The sequence below is a fragment of the Micromonospora cathayae genome, from assembly GCF_028993575.1.
GTDB classification, from domain to species: Bacteria; Actinomycetota; Actinomycetes; order Mycobacteriales; family Micromonosporaceae; genus Micromonospora; species Micromonospora cathayae.
The window spans coordinates 1,501,027-1,521,825 of record NZ_CP118615.1; the positions used below are offsets into that span (position 1 = coordinate 1,501,027).

Annotated in this window: 18 protein-coding genes; 8 read left to right on the top strand and 10 right to left on the bottom strand. The window is 73.0% G+C overall.

Annotation, left to right across the window (positions count from 1 at the left end):
- The first annotated feature begins 124 nt into the window (after window positions 1-124).
- Window positions 125-553 (top strand): DUF3151 domain-containing protein, encoded by a 429-nt coding sequence (locus PVK37_RS06965; RefSeq protein ID WP_275032938.1) that lies wholly within the window; start codon window positions 125-127, stop codon window positions 551-553.
- 192 nt (window positions 554-745) lie between these two features.
- On the opposite strand, the gene PVK37_RS06970 is transcribed toward PVK37_RS06965, so the two are convergent.
- Window positions 746-2,266: a chromosome partitioning protein gene (locus PVK37_RS06970; protein WP_275032939.1), complete on the bottom strand. Its 1,521-nt coding sequence runs from the start codon at window positions 2,264-2,266 to the stop codon at window positions 746-748.
- A gap of 624 nt (window positions 2,267-2,890) precedes the next feature.
- On the opposite strand from PVK37_RS06970, the gene PVK37_RS06975 reads away from it, so the two are divergent.
- Window positions 2,891-3,145, top strand: a complete 255-nt coding sequence (locus tag PVK37_RS06975; protein WP_275032940.1) for a hypothetical protein — start codon at window positions 2,891-2,893, stop codon at window positions 3,143-3,145.
- Window positions 3,146-3,550: 405 nt separating this feature from the next.
- On the opposite strand, the gene PVK37_RS06980 is transcribed toward PVK37_RS06975, so the two are convergent.
- Window positions 3,551-4,558, bottom strand: a complete 1,008-nt coding sequence (locus PVK37_RS06980; RefSeq protein ID WP_275032941.1) for a diacylglycerol kinase family protein — start codon at window positions 4,556-4,558, stop codon at window positions 3,551-3,553.
- Window positions 4,559-4,682: 124 nt separating this feature from the next.
- Here PVK37_RS06980 and PVK37_RS06985 point away from each other — a divergent pair, with 124 nt between their 5' ends.
- From PVK37_RS06985 to purD, 3 genes are all read left to right on the top strand, one after another.
- Window positions 4,683-5,972: an adenylosuccinate synthase gene (locus tag PVK37_RS06985; RefSeq protein ID WP_275034991.1), complete on the top strand. Its 1,290-nt coding sequence runs from the start codon at window positions 4,683-4,685 to the stop codon at window positions 5,970-5,972.
- A gap of 201 nt (window positions 5,973-6,173) precedes the next feature.
- Window positions 6,174-7,106, top strand: a complete 933-nt coding sequence (locus PVK37_RS06990) for a type IV toxin-antitoxin system AbiEi family antitoxin domain-containing protein (RefSeq protein WP_275032942.1) — start codon at window positions 6,174-6,176, stop codon at window positions 7,104-7,106.
- 90 nt (window positions 7,107-7,196) lie between these two features.
- Window positions 7,197-8,444 (top strand): phosphoribosylamine--glycine ligase, encoded by a 1,248-nt coding sequence (purD, locus tag PVK37_RS06995; protein ID WP_275032943.1) that lies wholly within the window; start codon window positions 7,197-7,199, stop codon window positions 8,442-8,444.
- A 51-nt stretch (window positions 8,445-8,495) separates the two neighbouring features.
- Here the strand turns inward: purD and PVK37_RS07000 are convergent, their stop codons facing one another.
- From PVK37_RS07000 to PVK37_RS07015, 4 genes are all read right to left on the bottom strand, one after another.
- Window positions 8,496-10,022 carry a N,N-dimethylformamidase beta subunit family domain-containing protein gene (locus PVK37_RS07000; RefSeq protein WP_275032944.1) on the bottom strand — a complete coding sequence of 509 codons (1,527 nt, stop codon included), beginning with the start codon at window positions 10,020-10,022 and terminating at the stop codon, window positions 8,496-8,498.
- Between the two features lie 79 nt (window positions 10,023-10,101).
- On the bottom strand, window positions 10,102-11,703 hold the full coding sequence (locus tag PVK37_RS07005) for an AMP-binding protein (protein WP_275032946.1): 1,602 nt from the start codon (window positions 11,701-11,703) through the stop codon (window positions 10,102-10,104).
- A 207-nt stretch (window positions 11,704-11,910) separates the two neighbouring features.
- A complete protein-coding gene (locus PVK37_RS07010) occupies window positions 11,911-13,143 on the bottom strand; it encodes an acyl-CoA dehydrogenase family protein (protein ID WP_275032947.1) in 1,233 nt (410 codons plus the stop codon).
- 2 nt (window positions 13,144-13,145) lie between these two features.
- A complete protein-coding gene (locus PVK37_RS07015) occupies window positions 13,146-13,598 on the bottom strand; it encodes an SCP2 sterol-binding domain-containing protein (RefSeq protein ID WP_275032948.1) in 453 nt (150 codons plus the stop codon).
- Between the two features lie 135 nt (window positions 13,599-13,733).
- Between PVK37_RS07015 and PVK37_RS07020 the strand changes: the two genes are divergently transcribed.
- Together PVK37_RS07020 and PVK37_RS07025 are read left to right on the top strand one after the other, a co-directional pair.
- Complete coding sequence (locus PVK37_RS07020; protein WP_423791060.1) at window positions 13,734-14,318, top strand: TetR/AcrR family transcriptional regulator; 585 nt, start codon at window positions 13,734-13,736, stop codon at window positions 14,316-14,318.
- A gap of 112 nt (window positions 14,319-14,430) precedes the next feature.
- The gene (locus PVK37_RS07025) at window positions 14,431-15,678 is read left to right on the top strand and encodes a HEAT repeat domain-containing protein (protein WP_275032951.1); all 1,248 of its coding nucleotides are present in this window, start codon (window positions 14,431-14,433) and stop codon (window positions 15,676-15,678) included.
- Here the strand turns inward: PVK37_RS07025 and PVK37_RS07030 are convergent.
- The 4 genes from PVK37_RS07030 to PVK37_RS07045 are packed head-to-tail and all read right to left on the bottom strand — an operon-like array spanning window position 15,637 to window position 19,676.
- Window positions 15,637-16,962 carry an adenylosuccinate synthetase gene (locus PVK37_RS07030; RefSeq protein ID WP_275032953.1) on the bottom strand — a complete coding sequence of 442 codons (1,326 nt, stop codon included), beginning with the start codon at window positions 16,960-16,962 and terminating at the stop codon, window positions 15,637-15,639. The two genes, PVK37_RS07025 and PVK37_RS07030, sit on opposite strands and share 42 nt — an antisense overlap.
- Window positions 16,959-17,921, bottom strand: coding sequence for a hypothetical protein (locus tag PVK37_RS07035; protein ID WP_275032955.1), 963 nt, complete (start codon window positions 17,919-17,921; stop codon window positions 16,959-16,961). Before PVK37_RS07035 ends, PVK37_RS07030 begins: the two co-directional genes overlap by 4 nt.
- 10 nt (window positions 17,922-17,931) lie before the next feature.
- Entirely contained in the window at window positions 17,932-18,927 is a 996-nt protein-coding gene (locus tag PVK37_RS07040; RefSeq protein ID WP_275032956.1) for a serine/threonine-protein kinase, read from the bottom strand.
- Window positions 18,924-19,676 carry an NUDIX hydrolase gene (locus PVK37_RS07045; protein WP_275032957.1) on the bottom strand — a complete coding sequence of 251 codons (753 nt, stop codon included), beginning with the start codon at window positions 19,674-19,676 and terminating at the stop codon, window positions 18,924-18,926. Before PVK37_RS07045 ends, PVK37_RS07040 begins: the two co-directional genes overlap by 4 nt.
- A 406-nt stretch (window positions 19,677-20,082) precedes the next feature.
- Here PVK37_RS07045 and PVK37_RS07050 point away from each other — a divergent pair, with 406 nt between their 5' ends.
- Window positions 20,083-20,763 (top strand): lytic polysaccharide monooxygenase auxiliary activity family 9 protein, encoded by a 681-nt coding sequence (locus PVK37_RS07050; protein WP_423791011.1) that lies wholly within the window; start codon window positions 20,083-20,085, stop codon window positions 20,761-20,763.
- The last annotated feature ends 36 nt before the right edge of the window (window positions 20,764-20,799 follow it).

The window sequence follows — 20,799 nt, forward strand, 5'->3', positions numbered from 1 at the left end:
CATTTCTAGCGGAGATGAACAGCCGGTGACATGGGCCGCAGGCGTGGCCGGGCCTCAACCGTTCAGCCAGCCACCAGGGCGGACCCCCTCGCGGGCCGATTGGCGAAGCGGGTTGAATGGGACGATGCAGAACCTCTTGCCGGAGCCGCCGGCCACTCTCCTGCCCGCATACGACGAGGCCGAGGCCGCGCTGGCCGCCGCCCGTGAGGCCGGCACCGACGAGGCGTACGCCGAGGTGGCCGGCCGATTCCCGACCTTCTCCGCAGCCTGGGGCGAGTTGGCCGCCCGCGCGTTCGCGCAGGGTCAGGTCGTCCCCGCGTACGCCTTCGCGCGTACCGGCTACCACCGGGGCCTGGACCAGCTCCGCCGCAACGGTTGGCGCGGGCACGGCCCGGTGCCGTGGTCGCACGAGCCGAACCGGGGTTTCCTGCGCTGCCTGCACGTGCTGTCGAAGGCGGCCGACGAGATCGGCGAGGCGGACGAGGCGGCCCGCTGTGCCCAGTTCCTCCGCGACTGCGACCCGGCCGCCGGTGACGCCCTCGCCAGCAACTGAGGTGTTCGCCGGGGCACCTTGCTGCCACTTCCATGCAGCAGCAAGGTACCCCGGCGCCACTCCGGGCGGGAACGGCCTGGAGCCCTCCGGCCAACGGCGGCGGACCCGACGGGCCGTGGCAGGCCGCCTGCCGCGATCTCGGTAGCGGACTGGATTCCTTCGAACACCGCCTGCCGCGATCTCGGGAGCGGGTTAGAGTCCCTCGGCCACCGCTGCCGCGATCTTGAGCCAGGCATCCCGGGTGGCCGAGGAGAGCTGGCCGTACCGGATCGGTTCCCCGGTGTCGATCAGCCGCTCGTACGGCGCGAGCAGCACCGCCCTGGTCCGGGCGGCGAAGTGCTGCTGGATCGCCGGTAGGTCGATCTCCTTGCGGGACGGCGGCATCGACACCACCGTCACCGCCTGCCGGACCAGCCGCTGACGGCCGCTCTGCTCCAGGTGGTCGAGCATCCGGGCGGCGGTCTCCGCCGAGTCGTTCCGGGCCGACATGGTGACCACCAACTGGTCGGTGGCGTCCATCGCGGCCTGCCAGTTCTGGGCCCGGACGTTGTTCCCGGTGTCCACGAAGATCAGCTTGTAGAACCGGCTGACCACATCCCGGATCTCGGCGAACGCCGAGGCGGTGAGCATCTCGCCGCCGGTCGCCGACTCGTCCGAGGCGAGCACGTCGAACATCCCCTCGCCCTGCGAGCGGACGTACTGCGACAGGTCCCCGACCCGCCCGTGCGCCCCCTGGAACTGGCCCAGGTCGCGCAGCATGTCCCGGACGGTACGGGAGTGGAAGTCCTGCTGGGCCCGCATTCCGAGGGTGCCCTGCGTCTCGTTGTTGTCCCAGGCCAGAACGTACCCGCCGCGCTTCTGCCCGAAGGTCATCGCGAGCAGCAGGATCGCCACCGTCTTGCCGGCCCCGCCCTTCGGGTTCACCACGGTCACCTGACGTAGGCCACCGAAGTTCCGGCGGACCATCTCGATGTCGTGCTTGACCTCCTGCTCGTGCCGGCCCGGCGGAAGCTTCACCAACCCCAACGTCGACTTGTTCACCACCGCCCGTACGCCCATCGTGGCCACCGGGTCGGCCGGCCGGGCCTGGCGACGCCGGGCGAAGTCCTCGGCGGTCGGCGTGGCACCGTCCGACCAGAGCGGATCCGAGTAGCCGGCGGAGGCCGGCGGAGCCACCCGGGGCACGGCCGACTCGGCCGGGGGAGCCACCTCGGTGGCCCGCCCGTCGGCCGGAAACTGCTGTCCCGGCGGTGGCTGCTGCGACCCGTACCGCTGCCCCGGCCCTGCCGACTGCGGGTCCGGCCCGTACGACTGTTGGTCGGTCCCGTACGACTGCGGGTCCGGCCCGTACGGCTGCGCAGATTGCGCCCCCGGTCCGTACGGTTGCGCCGACTGCGGGTCCGGCCCGTACGGCTGCGGTGGGAAGTGCTGATCCGGTGTACCGGGTGGTGGGGCCGACCGGGACGGCGGCCCCCAGCCGCCGCCGGCCCAACCCGGCGCGGCGGTGTCCGGTACCGGGGGTAGCGGCGCCCAGCCGGCCGGGGACGGCCCGTGCTCGCCCAACTCGTGCTCGCGTGCTTCGTAGCCGGACTGCTCACCGTCGGCCGGTTCACGGGCGTCGGGTTGCTGGGTACCGGCCGGCGTCGGCGGGGGCAGCGAATGCCAACCCGGGCCGGAGTCGCCGACCGGCGGCTGCTGCCGGGGCACCGCCACGGTGCCCGCCGTTCCGGCCGTCGAGCCGGCGGTGCCTGCCGTTCCGGCCGTCGAGCCGGCGGTGCCTGCCGTTCCGGCCGTCGAGCCGGCGGTGCCTGCCGGTCCGGCCGTCGAGCCGGCGGTGCCTGCCGTTCCGGCCGTCGAGCCGGCGGTGCCTGCCGGTCCGGCCGTCGAGCCGGCGGTGCCTGCCGTTCCGGCCGTCGAGCCGGCGGTGCCTGCCGGTCCGGCCGTCGAGCCGGCGGTGCCTGCCGTTCCGGCCGTCGAACCGGCGGGGTCTGGCGGCACGACCGCCGAGCCGGGGAATGCCTGGTGCTGCTCGCCACGGCCACCGCCGGCGGTCGCCGACGGCGCGGTCGGAGCGGCGGGGGCGCCGGGCCGGGTCGTCGGGGCGGCGGGCGGTCGTTGCGGCGGGTACGCCCACGGGGATTCCGCCGCGCCCCGCACGCTGGATTCGCCCTGGACACCACCGCCGTCGCCGCTGCCGCCCGGATGGTCCGCGCCCGGCTGACCGGCCACAGTGGCGGGAGTGCCCGAACCGTTCGTCACCCCGCCGGTACCTGCCGCGACAGCGGCCCCGGACACGGGCGTTCCGGGCATGAACGAGGTCCCGGCCGTCGGCTCCCCGTGGCTCGGCCCGGTGGCCTCCCCAACGGCATCACCAGGAACATCACCAGCGGCATCACCAGGAACATCGCCCGTGGTGGCATCACCAGTGGCACGGCTACGGGCACCGTCGCGCCCGGCGTCGTCGCGCCCGGCGTCGTCGCGCCGGGCGTCGTCGCGCCGGGCGTCGTCGCGCCGGGCGTCCTCCCGCCCGCCGAACGCCGGGTCGAGCGTGAACGGACCGTCCAGACCGTGCTGCGGTACCGGGGCCGGTGACCAGTGGGCGTGCCCGGTCGGGGCCCAGCCGAGACCGGCACCGCTGACCGGTGACACCGCCGGCGTCATCACCGGCTGCGGGGCCCACTGGTCACCCGCCCACTGATCACCGGACCACTGGTCACCGGTCCATTGGTCACCGGTCCATTGGTCACCGGTCCATTGGTCACCGGTCCATTGGTCACCGGTCCACTGGTCGCCGGCTGAGGGCTGCCGCGTGGGGCCGGCGTCGGACCGGACCTGCTCCGGCGGCCAGAGCGGTTCGATGTCCCGTTCGGGTATCGGTCCCCCCTGCTGACCTGGCAGACGGACCCGGTCGGCGTTCTCGTGCACCACGGTTCCTCCCCCTATCCTCCTGCCGAGGATAGGCCCTGAAAGCCGCCCATCCGGTGCCGAACCGGGCGATCAGCCGGTGTAGACGGCCCACGCTCCCGGCTCGGTCCACCAGGATCGCTTGCGGCTCAGCTCCCCCTCGACCCCGTCGTCGAGGTACGGCACCCGCTCGTCCCGGGGCACCACGGCCACCGCCCGACCACGGGCCCGACGCACCTCGAAACGGATCCGCTTCCTACCCAACGCGGAGCGGGCCACCACGGGCACGGCCACCGCCACCTCGACCACCCCGTCCGTCGGATCCGGACCGGTCAGCAGCGGCAGGCCACCCAGGTTCGCGTACCCGCCGGCGTTGCCGACGGCGCAGGCCAGCAGGGGTTCCTCCCCGGTGGAGAGGACAGCGTCGTCGACCTCCACGCGCCCCCGCCAGTAGAGCGGTCGGCCGGCGTCGTCGGAGGCGCCGAGCAGCGCCCCGTCGAGGGTGACCGAGCCACCGTCGTTGCGGAGCAGGTCGAGGCGGCGTACCGGCCCGTCCAGCACCGCGGCGGCCACCGCCGCCGGCTCCCGGGGGAGACCGAGCTGCGCCGCCAGGTCACGCTGCGTGGCGCTCCGGGCCGGATCGAGCGGCAGTACGCCGATCGGCGGCAGGTCCGGCACGGTACGGTTGCCGGCCAGGTCGGCGGGGCGGCGACTGGGCGGTGGAGCGTACCGCCGGACCAGTCGGCGCAGGACGGCGCGCAACTGACCGTCACTGGCGGTGGCGACGACCAGCCGGGTCTTGGTGTCCGGGTCCGGCCAGTCCAGGCCGTCGGGCCGGGCCGGGGCGTCCAGCCGGGCCAGCACCTGGTCGATCTCGGCGTCCGAGCGGGCGGTGACCGTCTCCACCCGGGCACCCCGTTCGGTCAGCGCGTCCGCGCAGGCCAGCACCGGTACGCGCGGCGTCTCACACCGCTCGTCGGACGGCCCGGAGCCGGCCCCGCCCGGGGCAGCGGCCCCGCCACAGCAACCACCGTCACCGTCACCGCACGCCCCGGCGGCAGCACGCTCCGAGCCCAGGGTGAGCAGCACCACGTCGTACACGGAAGGGGGCCTCCTGCCTCGTGCGCAGCCCCTGCCGGCTGCGCGTACACCACTTGTTAGCCTGACACCTCGGGCTCGCCACGCGGTCGCCACCTGGCACCCGAGCCCCCTGGAGGCGGTGAAGATGCCAGCGATCGTGCTGCTCGGCGCTCAGTGGGGCGACGAGGGCAAGGGCAAGGTTACCGACCTGCTGGGTGGGCGGGTCGACTACGTGGTGCGCTACTCGGGCGGCAACAACGCCGGGCACACGGTGATCACGCCGGACGGCCAGAAGTACGCGCTGCACCTGATGCCGAGCGGGGCGCTCTCGCCGAGTGCCATGATCGTCATCGGCAACGGCGTGGTGGTCGACCCGAAGGTGCTGCTGGCCGAGATCGACGGGCTCGCCGAGCGTGGCGTCGACGTCTCCCGGCTGCGGATCTCCGGTGACGCGCACCTGATCATGCCGCACCACCGCGCACTGGACCGGGTGGTCGAGCGGTACCTGGGCTCGGCCCGGATCGGCACCACCGGTCGGGGCATCGGCCCGGCGTACGGCGACAAGGTCGCCCGGATGGGCATCCGCCTCCAGGACCTGCTCGACCCGGGCATCCTGCGCAAGAAGCTCGAACTGGCGCTGCGCGAGAAGAACCAGATCCTGTTCAAGGTCTACAACCGTAAGGCGATGGACGTCGACGCCACCGTCGAGGAGTACCTGGAGTACGCGGAGCGGCTGCGGCCGTACATCGCGGAGACCCGGGCGATGCTCTGGGACGCCCTGGACCGGGGCGAGACCGTGCTGCTGGAGGGTGCCCAGGCCACCATGCTCGACATGGACCACGGCACGTACCCGTTCGTCACCTCCTCCAACCCGACGGCCGGTGGTGCCTGCGTGGGTGCCGGCATCCCACCGACCGCCATCACGAAGGTGATCGCGGTCAGCAAGGCGTACACCACCCGGGTCGGTTCCGGTCCGTTCCCCACCGAACTCTTCGACGACAACGGCCAGCACCTGCGCAAGGTCGGTCACGAGTACGGCACCACCACCGGCCGGGAGCGGCGCTGCGGCTGGTTCGACGCGGTGGTCGCCCGGTACGCCTGCCGTCTCAACGGGGTCACCGACCTGGTCGTCACCAAGCTGGACGTGCTCACCGGCCTGCCGAAGGTGCCGATCTGCGTCGGGTACGAGATCAACGGCGAACGCGTCGACGACATGCCGATGACGCAGACCGACTTCCACCACGCGACTCCGATCTACGAGGAGCTCGACGGCTGGTGGGAGGACATCACCAAGGCCCGTACCGAGGACGAACTGCCGGAGAACGCCCGCCGCTACATCGCCCGCGTCGAGGAACTCTGCGGCACCCGGGTCAGCGTCGTCGGCGTAGGCCCCGGCCGCGAGGAGAACGTCCTCCGCCACCCCCTCCTCCCCTAACCCCCTCCCGGCCCCTCCCCGGGCCCCTCCCTCCCGGCCCCCGGGATCGCCCTTTTGATCATGAAGTTGTTGTCACTCCGCTCGGCGTGTCATGACAACAACTTCATGGTCAACACGGGTGGGGCGGGGGTTATCCACAGGGCGGGGTGGGTTGTCCACAGGGGGTCGTGTGGGCGCGGGTCGGGCGCGAGGGTGGAAGGCATGGATGCCTTCACCGTGGTGCGGCGGGTCGCGCAGGGTCGTGACGGGGTCGTGACGTTGGCTCAGGCGCAGCAGGCCGGCCTGAGTGCACACGAGATCCACCGACTCTGCCGGGCCGGCCGTTGGCGGGTGGTGGCCCGGGGAAGCTACCTGGTGGACGCCGACCGGTACGACGACGTTCCGCGCCGCGCACGTGTCCGGGCCGCGGTGACGTCCTTCGGGCGGTACGCGGTCGCGGTGCTCGGGACGGCCGCCGAGCTGCACGGAATCGCCGGCCTGGCACGTACGGACGAGATTCACCTCTCCCTGCCGGGTCCGGCGGCGAGGCCGGCCCGGGCGGCGCATCCCGAGGTGATGGTGCACCAGTTGGTGATCGAGCCGGGGCAGGTCGGTCAGGTGTACGGAATTCCCGCCACCGACCCGGTCCGGACCGTCGCCGACCTGGCGCTGCGGACGGACCGTTTCACCGCCGTGTCCCTGCTCGACTCGGCGGTGAACCAGCAGTTCATGACCGCCGACGACATGCTCGTGATCCCTCGCCTGCTCGGTCGGCGACGAGGGGCCGTGGCGGCACGTCTGTGCCTGGCCGAGGCGGACGGCCGGGCCCAGTCCCCGTTGGAGACGCGGGTCAGGCTGCGCTGCGTGGACGGCCGGGTCCCGCCGGACGATCTCCAGGTCGAGGTGCGTGACGACGACGGCTACCTGCTGGGGGTCGGTGATCTGGGGTGGCGGGCTCGGAGAGTTCTGGCGGAGGCGGACGGCCGGGGGCCGCATGCTGCCCCGGAGGCGGTCTTCGCCGACCGCCGTCGACAGAACCGCCTGGTCAACGCCGGCTGGACGGTCCTCCGTTTCACCTGGCAGGACACACTGCACCCGGCCTACGTCCCGGACACCGTCCGACAAGCCCTCCGCACCCCACCTCCGCCCCGTTGACCATGAAGTTGGTGGCGCGACACGCCGACGCGTAGGACAACAACTTCATGATCAACGGGGCGGAGGTGGGGGTCGGTAGGATCGGGGGTCGTGCGGGTACTTCTTGTGGGTGGTGGGGGGCGGGAGCATGCGCTCGCGCTCGGGTTGGCTGCCGATCCGTCGGTGGCGCGGCTGATCGCGGCACCGGGGAATCCGGGGATCGCGGGGGTGGCGGAGCTGCGGCAGGTGGACGTCACCGATCCGGCCGCCGTGGCCGCGTTGGCCGTGGAGAACGCCGTCGACCTGGTGGTGATCGGCCCGGAGGCCCCGCTGGTCGCCGGGGTCGCCGACGCGGTACGCGCCAAGGGCGTCGCCTGCTTCGGGCCGTCCGCCGAGGCCGCCCGGCTGGAGGGTTCCAAGACGTTCGCCAAGGACGTGATGACCGCCGCCGCGGTGCCCACCGCGCGGGCGTACACCTGCACCGACGAGGCGGAGACCGCGAAGGCGCTGGACGAGTTCGGCCCGCCGTACGTGGTGAAGAACGACGGACTGGCCGCCGGCAAGGGCGTGGTGGTCACCGAAGACCGGGCCGCCGCGCTGGCCCACGCCGCCGAGTGCGGACGGGTGGTGGTCGAGGAGTACCTCGCCGGCCCGGAGGTGTCGCTGTTCGTGGTGACCGACGGCGAGGCGGCGGTGCCGCTCCTGCCGGCGCAGGACTTCAAGCGGGTCGGTGACGGCGACACCGGTCCCAACACCGGCGGCATGGGGGCGTACGCGCCACTGCCCTGGGCTCCGTCCGGCCTGGTGGACGAGGTGATGGCGGACGTCGTGCACCCGACGCTGGTCGAGATGCGCCGCCGGGGTACCCCGTTCGCCGGTCTCCTCTACGTCGGGTTGGCGATCACCGCGGCCGGGCCCCGGGTGATCGAGTTCAACGCCCGCTTCGGTGACCCGGAGACCCAGGTGGTGCTCGCCCTGCTCGAGTCACCGCTCGGCGGGCTGCTGCACGCGGCGGCCACCGGCACCCTCGCCGCACATCCGCCGCTGCGGTGGCGGGACGGGTCCGCGGTGACCGTGGTGGTCGCCGCCGAGAACTACCCGGGCAGCCCGCGTACCGGGGACGTGATCACCGGCGGTGAGCTTCCGGGCGTGATTCACGCCGGCACCCGTCGGGGCGAGGACGGCAGTCTGCGTTCGGCCGGTGGCCGGGTGCTCTGTGCCACGGCCACCGGTGCCGACCTGGCCACCGCCCGGGACGCGGCGTACGCGCTGGTCGACTCGGTCGAGTTGGCCGGCTCGCACCACCGGCGGGACATCGCGGCGGCAGCCGTCCGGGGGGAGATCCACCTACCGAGGTGAACGTCGGCGAGCAGCAGGGACCGGTCCGGCGGTCGAGCTGGCCGGCGGCGGTCAGCGGGGGCGGGTCATCCGGTCCAGCAGGTTGGCGGTGGCCCGTTGGATCCGTTCGTCCCGGTGGCCGGCACGGTCGAGGGCCATCGTCCAGTACAGCGTGGCGGCGGCGAAGACCACCCCACCCTGTGGGGTCTCGTAGACGTGGGTGTTCTGTACCCGCCACAGCCCGGCCCGGTTCTGGTACGCGCTGGCGCTGAGCGTCGTACCGGTGCCGCCGACCGGCTCCGGGTAGCCTGCGGTGCGGCCGTCGGCTTCGCCACCGACCAGGGCGGGAATCCGGTCGCCGTCGGCCAGCCCGGTGCCGGCCCAGAACCAGTGTCCGGCCGAGCTGACCACCAGCGGCTGCGGGGTGGGGACGATGCCGTTGTACTGGACGCCGAGCAGTCCCTGTTCGGCGGTGCTGCCGTCCGGGGCGACGCTGCGCCAGTAGGTGGTCGGGCCGGCGGCGTCCGACCACGGGTCCGGTGACGTCTTGTGGCAGGTGAGCAGCCGGGCGGGGCGTCCGTCCGCCGTCGACCGGAGCCGGACGTGCCAGTAGACGCTGTTCGCGGCGAGGAAGGCCAGGCTGGTCCCGGCGGTCACCGCGCGTTCCGCCGCGAGGCGCATGGGCCGTGACCAGTATTCGTCGTGTCCGCTGAAGACGATGCCCCGGTACCGGGCCGGGTCGAGCCGGCCGAGGTGCAGGTCCTCGCTGGTGGCGTAGGTGACGTCGTAGTTGTTGCGTTCCGCCCACCGGATGAAGTCGTGGTCCCGGTCGAGGTGCTTGGGCCAGCCCTGGTGGGCGTACGGGCGGTCGAACGAGACCTCCAGGGCGCGCCGGTCGTAGTCCAGCATCCCGGCGCGGTACCCGTAGTAGAGACTCCGGCCGGAGACCTGGTCCATCGGCCACTGGTTGTACGCCTGGTAGGTGGTGAAGGGCAGGACCACGCAGAGCGCGGCGGCCCGCCGGTCGTCCCGGACCACGAAGGGGGTGTAGCCGCGCCAGCCGTCGGCCGAGGTGAAGATCGCCTGGTAGAGGCCGGAAATCCAGTCGTCGGGGATGCGCAGGGTCCAGGAGACCGGCCAGCGGCAGACCAGCGTCCCGGTGCGCGGGTCGGGGGCGGGCACCGGTGCCGGTCGTCCGGTCAGCTCCGAACTCGTCAGCAGCTCCCGGGCGCCGGCCCCGTCGTACCAACCGAGGCGGACGATCGAGATCCGGTACGCCCCGGCGGGCTGGACCGCGACATGGAAGTCGATGGTCTGGCCGTGCGCGACGCTGGTCACCGAGGCGTACCCCTGGATCTGGCGGTGGCGGTCGTCGACGCCCGGCCGGCGGTCGTCGGTGGGCGGCCAGGGCCGGCCGGCGGACCTGTTCTCCTGCTCGACCGGGGTGGGGGTCGGGGTGGGGGCTCCCCACCGGTCCCGGACGGTCTCGGCGCGCCGGGCCGTCGGGTTCGGCCAGAGGGCGCCGGCGGTGGCTGCGGTGGCTGCGGACGCGCCGAAGGTGAGCAGGCCGAGGGCCCGACGCCGACGCACACCTGCCATGGGCGGCTCCTCCTGCAAGCGGTACAGAGGGGGAAGAAAGCGCCCGAAGATACCACTGTGGACGGTGGTGACCGCCGTCTCAGTCGTAGTGGCTGCGCAGCTCCCGGGCCAGGACCTTACCGGTGGCGTTGCGCGGCAGATGGCTCACGAAGATCACGTCCCGGGGTACGGAGAACCGGGCCAGGTGGTGCCGGACGTGGTCGCGGACCGCGTCGGCGTCGAGGGTCCGGTCGGGGTGCAGGCTGAGGAAGGCGGCGAGCCGCTGGCCGTACTCGTCGTCCGGTACCCCGAGCACCGCGACCTCGCGGACCTCGGGTAGCCGGGCGATCAGGTCCTCCACCTCGGCGGGGAAGACGTTCTCGCCACCGGAGACGATCATGTCGTCGGCGCGGCCGTCGACGAAGAGCCGCCCGTCGCCGTCGATCCGTCCCAGGTCACCGGTGTCGAGCAGGCCGTCGTGGCTGGCCCGGCCGGCCCCGGAGGTGTACCCCTCGAAGAGCATCCCGTTGCCGACGAAGATCCGCCCGACCTGCCCGGTCGGGACCGGTCGGCCCTCGTCGTCGAGGATCGCCAGCCGGGTGCCGTGCGGTGGCCGGCCCGCCGTGGTGGGGTGGGCGCGCAGGTCGGCGGGGGTGGCGATGGAGGCCCAGGAGACCTCGGTCGAGCCGTACAGGTTGTAGACGACGTCCCCGTAGGCGTCCATGAAGGTGTTGGCCAGCCCGCCGGGCAGCGCCGACCCGCTGACCGCGACCACCCGCAGTGGCGGGCGCGGGTGCGGCGGCGGCACCTCCAGCAACCGTTGCAGCATCACCGGTACGGCGAACAGCGCGTCGCAGCGGTGGGCGACGAGCGCGGCCAGTGTGCCGGCCGGGTCGAACCGGCGGTGCAGCACGATGGTGGCGCGCAGCGCGAACGACACCTGGAGGGCGGCGTACCCCCAGGTGTGGAAGAGCGGCGCGGCGATCATGATGCGGTTCCGGACGTGCAGCGGGATCGGGTCGATGATCGAGACCAGCGGACCGAAGCCGGTCGGGTTGCGCCGCTGTGCCCCCTTCGGCGCGCCGGTGGTGCCGGAGGTGAGCACGATGGTCCGGCCGTCCCGGGGCGGCGGGCGCAGCCCGCCCGGTATCGCTCGCCTTCCCCCGGGCCGTGGCGCACGACCGGCCCCGGCGACCAGTTCGGCGTGCTGTCGTTCGTCGATGCGCCGCACCTCGGCCGGCAGGCCGAGGGTCCGGTCGGTGAACTCGGTGTCGTGGACCAGCACCCGCAGCCGCTGCTCCCCGGCGACGGTGACCAGCTGGCCGGCGGAGAGCCCGGTGTTGACCAGTACCGCGTCCGCGCCGAGCAGGGTGGTCGCCACCATGGTCTCGATCAGGCCGGGATGGTTGCGGCCGAGCACCCCGACCCGGTCGCCGGCCCGTACGCCGGCCACCGACCGTAGGCCCCGGGCCAGCCGCTCGGCCCGGTCGAGCAGGTCGGCGTAGCTGGTCTCCCGGCCGTCCTGGTCGACGACCGCGACGCGGCCGGGATCCCGGGCGGCCGCCTGGCGCAGCTCCCCGGCGAGGCTGAACCCCCACTTCCGCAGTGCGTTGAGCTGGGCCGCCACCCGGACCGGTGGGCCGGGCGCGAGCAGCCCGCGCCGGATGAGCGTGGCGACGACGAACGGCAGGTCGGTCGGCAAGGGAGTGACCCCCTTCTGGCGTCCGGTGGGTACCGGATGGACCGCTTCCGCCGGACCGAGGGCCCGTCGGACCGAGGGCCCGTCGGACCGAGGGCCCGTCGTATCGGCGACTCGGCGCGCCGAGGGCCCGCCGCATCGGCGGTCCAGCGCGCCGAGGGCTCAGCGGACCTTCGGCTCAGCGTGCCGGCGGGGCAGCGGACCTGCGGTTCAGCGGATCTGGACGCCGGAGATGGCGCGGGAGATGACCAGTCGCTGGATCTCCGAGGTGCCCTCGAAGATGGTGTAGATCTTGGCGTCCCGGTACCAGCGTTCGACCGGGTGGTCGCGGAGGAAACCGGCCCCGCCGAGCAGCTGTACCGCCTTCTCGGTGACCGCGACGGCCACCTCGCCCGCCTTCAGCTTGGACATCGAGCCCTCACCGGCGGCGAACGGCTTGTCGTTGCGGCCCATCCAGGAGGCCCGCCAGACCAGCAGCCGGGCGGCGTCGATCTCCATCTTCATGTCGGCCAGCGCGAACGCGACCGCCTGGTTGGTGATGATCGGCCGACCGAACTGGACCCGTTCCTTGGCGTACTCCAGGGCGTACTCGTAGGCGGCGCGGGCCACTCCGATCGCCTGCGCGCCGACGGTGGGCCGGGACAGTTCAAAGGTCCGCATCGCGGCCTGGCCGCCGGAGGAGCGCTGGCCGGAGGAGCGTTGCCCGGAGCGGGCCCGGTCGAGCCGGGCCAGCAGGGCGTCCCGCCCGCCGAGCAGGCAACTGCCCGGTACGCGTACCTCGTCGAGGAAGACGTCGGCGGTGTGGGATGCGCGCAGCCCGAGTTTGCGCAGCTTGCGGGTGGCGTGCAGCCCTTTCGTTCCGGGCGGTACGACGAACGCGGCCTGGCCGCGCGAGCCGAGTTCGGGCTCGACCGAGGCGGTGACCACGTGCACGCCGGCGATCCCGCCGTTGGTGGCGTACGCCTTCTGCCCGCGCAGCACCCACTCGTCGCGGGCCTCGTCGTAGACCGCCCGGGTCCGCATGGCGGCGACGTCGGAGCCGGCCTCGGGTTCGGTGGAGCAGAACGCGGCGACGGCCGGGGACTCGGCGTCGCCGAAGCACTGGGGCACCCACTCGACGAGCTGTTCGGGGGTGCCGGAGCCGTAGATGGCGGCGACGGCGAGGGAGGTGCCGAAGATGCTGAGCCCGATGCCGGCGTCACCCCAGAAGAGTTCTTCGCTGGCGATCGGGAGGGAGAGGCCGGTGGGGTCACCCCAGCAGGTGACGAGGAACTCGAAGCCGTAGAGGCCGACCTTGGCCGCCTCGGTGATGACCGGCCAGGGGGTTTCCTCGCGTTCGTCCCACTCGGCCGCGGCCGGGCGCACGACCTCAGCGGCGAAGCCGTGCACCCAGTCGCGGAGGTCCCGCTGTTCCTCGTTCAGGTCGAGCGAGAACTCGGCCATGGTCAGGCCTTGGGGATGTCGAACAGGTTGGGGATGTTGGCGGCCAGGCCCAGGTCGCCCTTGGCCTTGAGCTTGCCGGTCATGAACATCATGGCCGGGTTGCCGTTGCCGGAGACGATCTTGAGGAACTCGACCGGCCCGAGGGTCAGGCTCAGCTTCGGGTCCCGCTGCGGGGTCGGGTTGACCACGCAGGTGCCGTTCTCGATGACGACCTCGTAGGTGTCGGTCGCCCCGCCGGGGCCGCCGGTGATGTTCCAGTGCAGGACGGCGTTGGTGGAGCCGGCCTTCTCCGGCCGGAAGATCGTCGGCATCCGGTTGAAGACCTCGTCGAGGATCTTGCCCCGGTGCTCGCCCGCCATGATCTCGGCGATCTGCTTGTCCGGCGTGGACTTGACCAGCTTGGCGAACTCCTTGGGGCCGACCGACGCGAACGTGGCCGGGTCGAACTCAGTCATGGGGCTACCTTCCGGACGGATCGACTTGCCTACTCTGGCGTAACCTTACGCACGGGTAGGTATGCTCGCAAGGTGTCCAGCCCACCCACCCCGCCCGCCTTCCGCCGGCTGCCCCGGGCCGTCCGCGAGCAGCAGATGCTCGACGCGGCCGTGCGAGCCTTCTCACGCAGGGGATTCCATGCTGCCAGCATGGACGAGATCGCCGAGGACGCCGGCATCTCCAAACCGATGGTGTACGCCTATCTCGGCACGAAGGAAGAACTCTTCGTGGCCTGCCTGCACCGGGAGGGCACCCGGATGGTGGAGGCGATCGCCGGGGCGGCCGCCCCCGACCTGCCCGCCGACGAGCGGCTCTGGCGGGGGCTGCGGGCCTTCTTCGGGTTCGTCGGCCGGCACCGCGACGGCTGGGTCGTGCTCTACCGGCAGGCCCGGGGCGAGCAGCCGTTCGCCCGGGAACTCGCCACCATGCGCGGCAAGCTGGTCGAGGTGGTCGCCGGCATGCTCGACCACGCGCTGCGCGCCCGGGGCCGCGAGGTCCGCGAAACCGACCTGGAAGTGGTCGCGTACGCGCTGGTCGGGGCGAGCGAGTCGCTGGCCGACTGGCTCGCCGACCACCCCGAGGCGGACCCGGAGAAGACCGCCACCCGGATGATGAACGTCGCCTGGCTGGGCGCGGACCAACTCCTGCGCGGCATCACCTGGCGGCCCACCGACCGGTGAGCAGGCCCGCCCCGGGTGCGGGCACCGGGAGCACCGGTGCGGCACGGCCGCCCAGAGTCGCCCGTGGGGTACGGCTGCCGGGAGTGTCGGTGGGATGCGCGAGCATGGGCCGGTGCTCGATCACCTCGACGACATCGACTGGGCGCGGCTCGGCCACGCCTACGGCTCCGCCGCCGACGTACCCGACCAGCTCCGCGCGTTGCGTTCCCCGGACGAGAAGGTCCGCAAGGACGCCCTCGGCGCGCTCTACGCCAACATCTTCCACCAGGGCACCCGGTACGAGGCGTCCGCGTACGCGGTGCCGTTCCTGCTGGAGCTGCTCGCCGACCCGGCCACCCCGGACCGGGACTGGCTGCTGCACCTGCTGACCTCGCTGGCCATCGGGTACGACGAGAGCTGGCTGCCGGACGGCGTCGCGATCGCCGAGCACCGCGACGCGGCACAGGGCGGGCGGGAACTGCTGGCCGCCAAGCCACCCCCGTGGACAGACGACGAGGACGACAGCGACGACGAGGACGATGACAGCGACGACGGGTACGAGGACGGCGACAAGGAGTACGTCGAGTACGCGTACGTGGAGTCGCTGAGCGAGGCCGACCAGGGGCGACTGTGGGCGTACATCGCACTGGCCGGCTACGACGCGGTCCGCGCCGGCGTACCCCTCTTCCGTGACCTGCTCACCGACCCGGACCAGGGGGTGCGGGTCGGGGCCGCGTACGCGCTGGCCTGGTTCCCGGAGGAGGCCGCCGGCAGCGTGCCGGCGCTGGTCGCGGCGGCCGAATCCGGGCGGACGCCCGGCGAGACGGCGACCGCCCTGGTGGCGGCCGGTCTGCTCGGGGCGGCCCCGGACGCCGCGCTGCTCACCGACCCGCGCCCGGTGGTGCGCTGGGCCGCCGCGGTCGCCCGCGCCCGGGTGCTGGGCGACCGGACCGACGACGCGACCGTCGACGAGCTGCTGCGCTGGAGCGCCGTCGTCCCCGAACCGGCCGGGGACGACGATTCCGTGCCGTTCCTCGGCGGGGACCTGTCCGGGTACGCCGGCACGGCGCTGCGGCACGCCGGCCCCCGGCACGCCGACCGGGCGTTCGACGCGCTGCTGGACCGGCTGCCCCGGGTCGACGGGAAGGAAGCGCTGCGGGTGACCGCCGAGGCGCTGCGGCTGGCCTTCCCGGACGGCCGGCTGCCCGCCGGTACGCCGGCGACCGCGCTGACCCCGGCCCAGCGGCGACTGGCCGACACGCTGGTCGGCGCGCCCGGGGCCTGGCTGATCGACGGCCGGCGGTTCGGGAACTTCGAGATGCTGCTGATGGAGTACGGCCTACCCCGGGACCGCGACGAGTTGGCCGGCTACCTGGGCTGACCGGGCGATCTTGTCCGCGGCGGTGGGGCCGTGCGAGGTGAGTGTCACCGGCACGTCCAGGGCCGCTTCCACCGCCGCCACCCAGTCGGTCGGCGGCCCGTCGTCGTAGACCGGGCGGGCCGCCGCCAGCCGCGCGGTGAGCGCCGCCTGCCGGTCCAGGTCGCCGGGCGGGCCGGGGTCCAGCCGGTCCAGGGTGTCGTAGCGGCGGCAGATCCGCAGCGGAGCCGGCCCGCCGTCGGTCGGGCACCCGGTCCCCGGGGCGCGCTGTGCCGGACTATCAGGCCGTCCGGTCAGGTCGAGGTGGGTGAGCGCGAGGCCGTCCACCCCGCCGGCCACCGCCAGGGCGTACCGGTGGGCGACCGCGTCGAAGTGCCCGAACCGGAACCGGCCCTGCCAGGGGTTCGTCGGGTTGCGCGGATCGGTGAACGGCAACGCCGGATCCTCGGTGACCAGCGGTCCCGGCCCGTGCCGGGTGGTGGTGGTCCGCAGTACGCCCAGCCGCTGCGCCGACCCGGCCAGCCCCGCCTCGGTCAGCAGGGTCTCCGCGTTGGCGAAGGTGGTGGTGCTCCACGTGGTGTACGGGTGGAAACCGTGCCACTCGTCCAGCAGCACCCCCTGCGCGCCCTCGAACACGCACGTGCCGGCGCGCAGCACCCCGGCCAGGTACGTCCCGTCGACGATCCGTACCCGGTCGGCGAACCCGGTGAACGCGGGCAGGCAGTCGGCGACCGGCGGGGCGTCCAGCGGGCCGAGTTCGGCGGTCAACCGGTCCCGCAGCAGGGTGAGCCGGCGGCGCAGCCGCTCCGGGTGCCGGCAGTCGGCCACCCGGGGGGCCTCGTCGGGGTGGGCGAGCCCGTACGCGACGGACTCGCCCACCCCCAGCCCGCAGGAGCCGTGCCGGTCGGCTCCCCGGGCCATCTCCCGGGCCCGGTTGGCGGCCCGGTGGTAGGGCGTGGCGAGCAACGCGTCCCCGTCCACGGTGAGCCGGTCGAGGGCGTCCGGCACCCCGACCGAGGTGAGGTGGTCGGCCTCGGCGGCCAGCGCCAACGGGTCCACCACCACGTACCGGGACAGGTGGGTCCGGACGCCGGGACGGAACGTACCCGCCCCGAACTGGGCGAAGGTGTGCTGCCGGCCGTCCGGCAGGACGACGTTGTGCGCGGCCTGCGCGCCACCGTTGAACCGGACCACGGTGTGCACCGGCCGGGTCGCGCAGAGCCAGTCCACCACGGTGCCCTTGCCGGCGTCCCCGTAGCCGAGATCGACCACCACCACGTGGTTCACAGCCGGGTGACCCCGCTGCCGCGGCCGGTGCTGGTGAACGGCAGCGTGGACACCTGGGCGCCGCGCCCGCCGTCCAGCCGGGCCAGCGCCTTCGACACCGTCGCGGTGGCCGCCGAGCCGGTCCGTTCCAGGTCCCGCAGGCCCTGCTCCAGGTCGATGGCCTGCTCGCCGAGGCCGACGGTGAGCGCGATGGTCTCGCAGACCGCGTCCAGGTCGTCCAGCTCGACGGCGTGCTGGCCGAGCAGACCGCGCCAGAAGTCGAGCACCTTGCGGTTGCCCGAGTAGTGGCTGCCGGCCGGGAGCAGGTAGTACGTGTCCCAGCGGGCGGTCAGCTCGTCGACGAGCTGCCGGATCGGCACGTCCTCGGCCAGCCGGTCGCCGATCCGGTCGCGGACCTCGCGGGCCTTCACCACCGGGTACGCCAGCTCGTCGCCGATGATGAACAGGTAGCCGCGCCGGCCCCGCTTCCGCCACGAGTCGGTGACCGTGTGCCGGGCCATGAAGTACATGGCCAGCTCGTACGACTCCATCATCTGGCCGCCCCCGCCGCCCTCCAGCACGATCCGGCCCAGGTCGTCGTCCATCCGGTTGTCCGACTCGAACTGGCCTACCTGCAACGGCACCCGGTCGCAGGTGGCGTCGCCGATCGCGCCGAACATGATCTGCGGGTCGCTGGCGTACCCCTGGCGCTGGAGCAGGCCGAGCAGCTGCGGCAGCTTGGCCTGGAGGGTGCGCGGCACGGTGCCCATCGAACCGGTCACGTCGAACAGCACCGCGATCGGGGTGGACTGCGGGTGCTCGGCCGAGTCCCGGCTCTCCCGGGTCGCGCCCTTCGGGTCGAGCGCGGTGTGCACCGTGCGCGCCCCGCTGTCGCTGTACGAGAACGCGCTCTTGCCGGTGGCCTTGCGGTAGCGCTTGGCGGCATCGTAGACGTCGGTGGACCAGACTCCGCTGCCCATGGCAGCCTCCTTAGGGGTTGAGCGTGAAGGGTCGGAAGGTGCGTGGCCCGTACAGCCGTTCCAGCACCTCGTCGAGTTCGCCGAGCAACTGCCAGGCGTCGTCCGGCCGGCCGCGCAGGGACCGCTGCCGGCAGCCGTCGGCGAAGGAGCGCAGCTCGCGCGGGGCGTGCCGGCCCATCAGCCAGGTCATGCAGCCGGTCGCCAGCCAGATGTCGCTGCCCGGCCCGCAGGGCTGCTTCCGGCGGATCTCCTCCGGGTACCAGTCCTGGTGGCCGGGGACCAGGGCCGGTACGGCGGTGCCGGGCGCGGTGGAGAAGCACCAGTCGACCAGGACCACGCCGTGTCCGTCCGGCTCGATCAGCACGTGCGGCGGCAGCACCGCGCCGTGCACCACGCCGGCCCGGTGGGCCAGGCCGAGGGCGACCAGTAGCCGCCGCCACATCCAGGCCACGTCCCGGGCGTCCAGTCCGTCCGGGTACGCCCGGCGCACGTCGGTCAGGCTGTGCAGCCCCGGTACGGCGGCCAGCACGTTGATCCGTCGTTCCGCCCCGGTGTCGGCGTCCCGGTGCCGGAACGAGTCGACCAGCCGGGGCACGTACGGCAGGTAGCGCGGGTCGCCCTGCTCCTCGATGGTGCGCAGGGCGTGTGCCTCGCGGGCCATCAGGTCGTTGTCGGCCGGGTCACGGGGCACCTTGAGCAGCCGGCCGGCGTCGGCGTCGTACAGGTCGGCCAGGTCCCCGGCGTACGCGAGCCCGCCGAGCCGGTACGCCCCGAGGACGACCTGATCGGTGGCGGGCCGGCCCCCCCGGCCGGCCCGCCACCAGCTGGTGACCTGGACGAAGGCATCGGTGGCGGCGGCGCGTACCCGGTCGTCGGCGGTGCCCAACCGGTCCGGGTGCAGCGCCGCGACCAGTTCGCGGTAGCGGCGGGCCGGCGCGTCGGTGCCGAACAGGTCGGTGCCGGTGCGGGCCGCCGTGACCAGGCTGATCGCCTCGTCGGTCCTCATCGGATGGTCTCCTCCCGGTCGGGGCGCAGCAGCGCGGGGTGGAGCAGCCGGGCGTCGCCGGCCCGGTAGAGCTTGGCGCGCGGGCCGCCGCGCGCCCCGCCGCGTTCGGTGCTGGTGCCGGTGCCCTCCACGAAGCCCGGCACGCTGAGCACCTTGCGGTGGAAGTTGCCGGCGTGCAGCGGCTGCCCCCAGACGGTCTCGTAGACGCCGCGCAGCTCGCTGACGGTGAACTCGGGGGCGAGGAAGCGGGTCGCCAGCGGGGTGTACTCCAGCTTGGACCGGGCCCGCTCCAGCCCGTCGTCGATGACCCGGGCGTGGTCGAAGGCGAGCTGCCGGCCGCTCAGCGCGGTCACCGGCAGCCAGCCCGCCTCGGCGGCGTCGGTGGCGGCGACCGGGTCGGGCAGGTCGGGCGCGAACGCGAGGTGCGCGATGGAGACGACCCGCATCCGGGGGTCCCGGTCCGGGTCGCCGTAGCTGCCGAGCTGCTCCAGGTGGATCCGGCGCATCCGGTCGTCGCCGAGGCCGGTCTCCTCGGCCAGCTCCCGGCGGGCGCCGGTGGCGAGGTCCTCGGTGGGCCGGACGAACCCACCGGGCAGTGCCCAGTGTCCCTGGTACGGCGGCTGGCCGCGCCGGATCAGCAGCAGGTGCAGCGCGCCCTCGCGGATGGTCAGCGCGACCACGTCCACGGTGACGGCGACCGCCGGGTAGGCGGTGGGGTCGTACCCGGCGAGGAACTCCTGCTCGTTCACGGCTTCGTCTCTCTCACGTTGAGAATTACTCGATCTGAGAACAACGTAGCGCACGATCGGGTGACTGTCGAGCCCCGCGTCCGGGCCGATCCCGCCGGCCGCGGCGGCGGCCCCTCGGCCGCGACGGGTGGTCGGCCCGGTAGGTCCTCGGCCGGGGGGAGCGGGTGAAGATTCACTCGACGGTCGAGAGAACGGTAAAAACATCGACGTTTGTAACATCGGAAAGGTTTGGCGTGATCATGTTGATGAACTGCGTAAACACTTAGATCGCGCAAGTGAGACCGAAGGTCGAAGTCGGGTCACATGCCGACATTGATAGACGATCATTGAAATGACGGACGGTTGATGCAATGCTGATGGAAGCGCTCCCACCACCACTCGGGGCGTCCGGATAAGGAGGATGTCAGTGCGTCCACAGCAGCTCGACCAATCCGGCCGGCAATCCCGGTCAGCCGCCCGCCAGTCCGTCCGCGCGGTCGTCATGGTGTTCGCCATGCTGGCCGCCACGCTCACCTGGACCGGCGCGGCCCAGGCCCACGGCACCATCGTCAGCCCGGCGACCCGCGCCTACCAGTGCTGGCAGACCTGGGGCAGCAACCACATGGACCCGACCATGCAGCAGCGCGACCCGATGTGCTACCAGGCGTTTCAGGCCAACCCGGACACCATGTGGAACTGGATGAGCGCCCTGCGGGACGGCCTCGGCGGGCAGTTCCAGGCCCGCACCCCCGACGGCCAGCTGTGCAGCAACGGGCTCAGCCGCAACGACAGCCTGAACCGGCCCGGCGCGTGGAAGACGACCAATGTCAGCCGCAACCTGACGATCCAGCTCTACGACCAGGCCAGCCACGGTGCCGACTACTTCCGGGTCTACGTCAGCAAGCAGGGGTTCAACCCGGCGACCCAGTCGCTCGGCTGGGGGAACCTCGACTTCATCACGCAGACCGGGCGTTACGCGCCGGCGCAGAACATCTCGTTCAACATCTCGACCTCCGGCTACACCGGACACCACATCGTCTTCGTCATCTGGCAGGCATCCCACCTGGACCAGGCGTACATGTGGTGCAGTGACGTGAACTTCGTCTGACCGTCCGACCGTCGGCCCGTCTGATCGGCGGCCCGG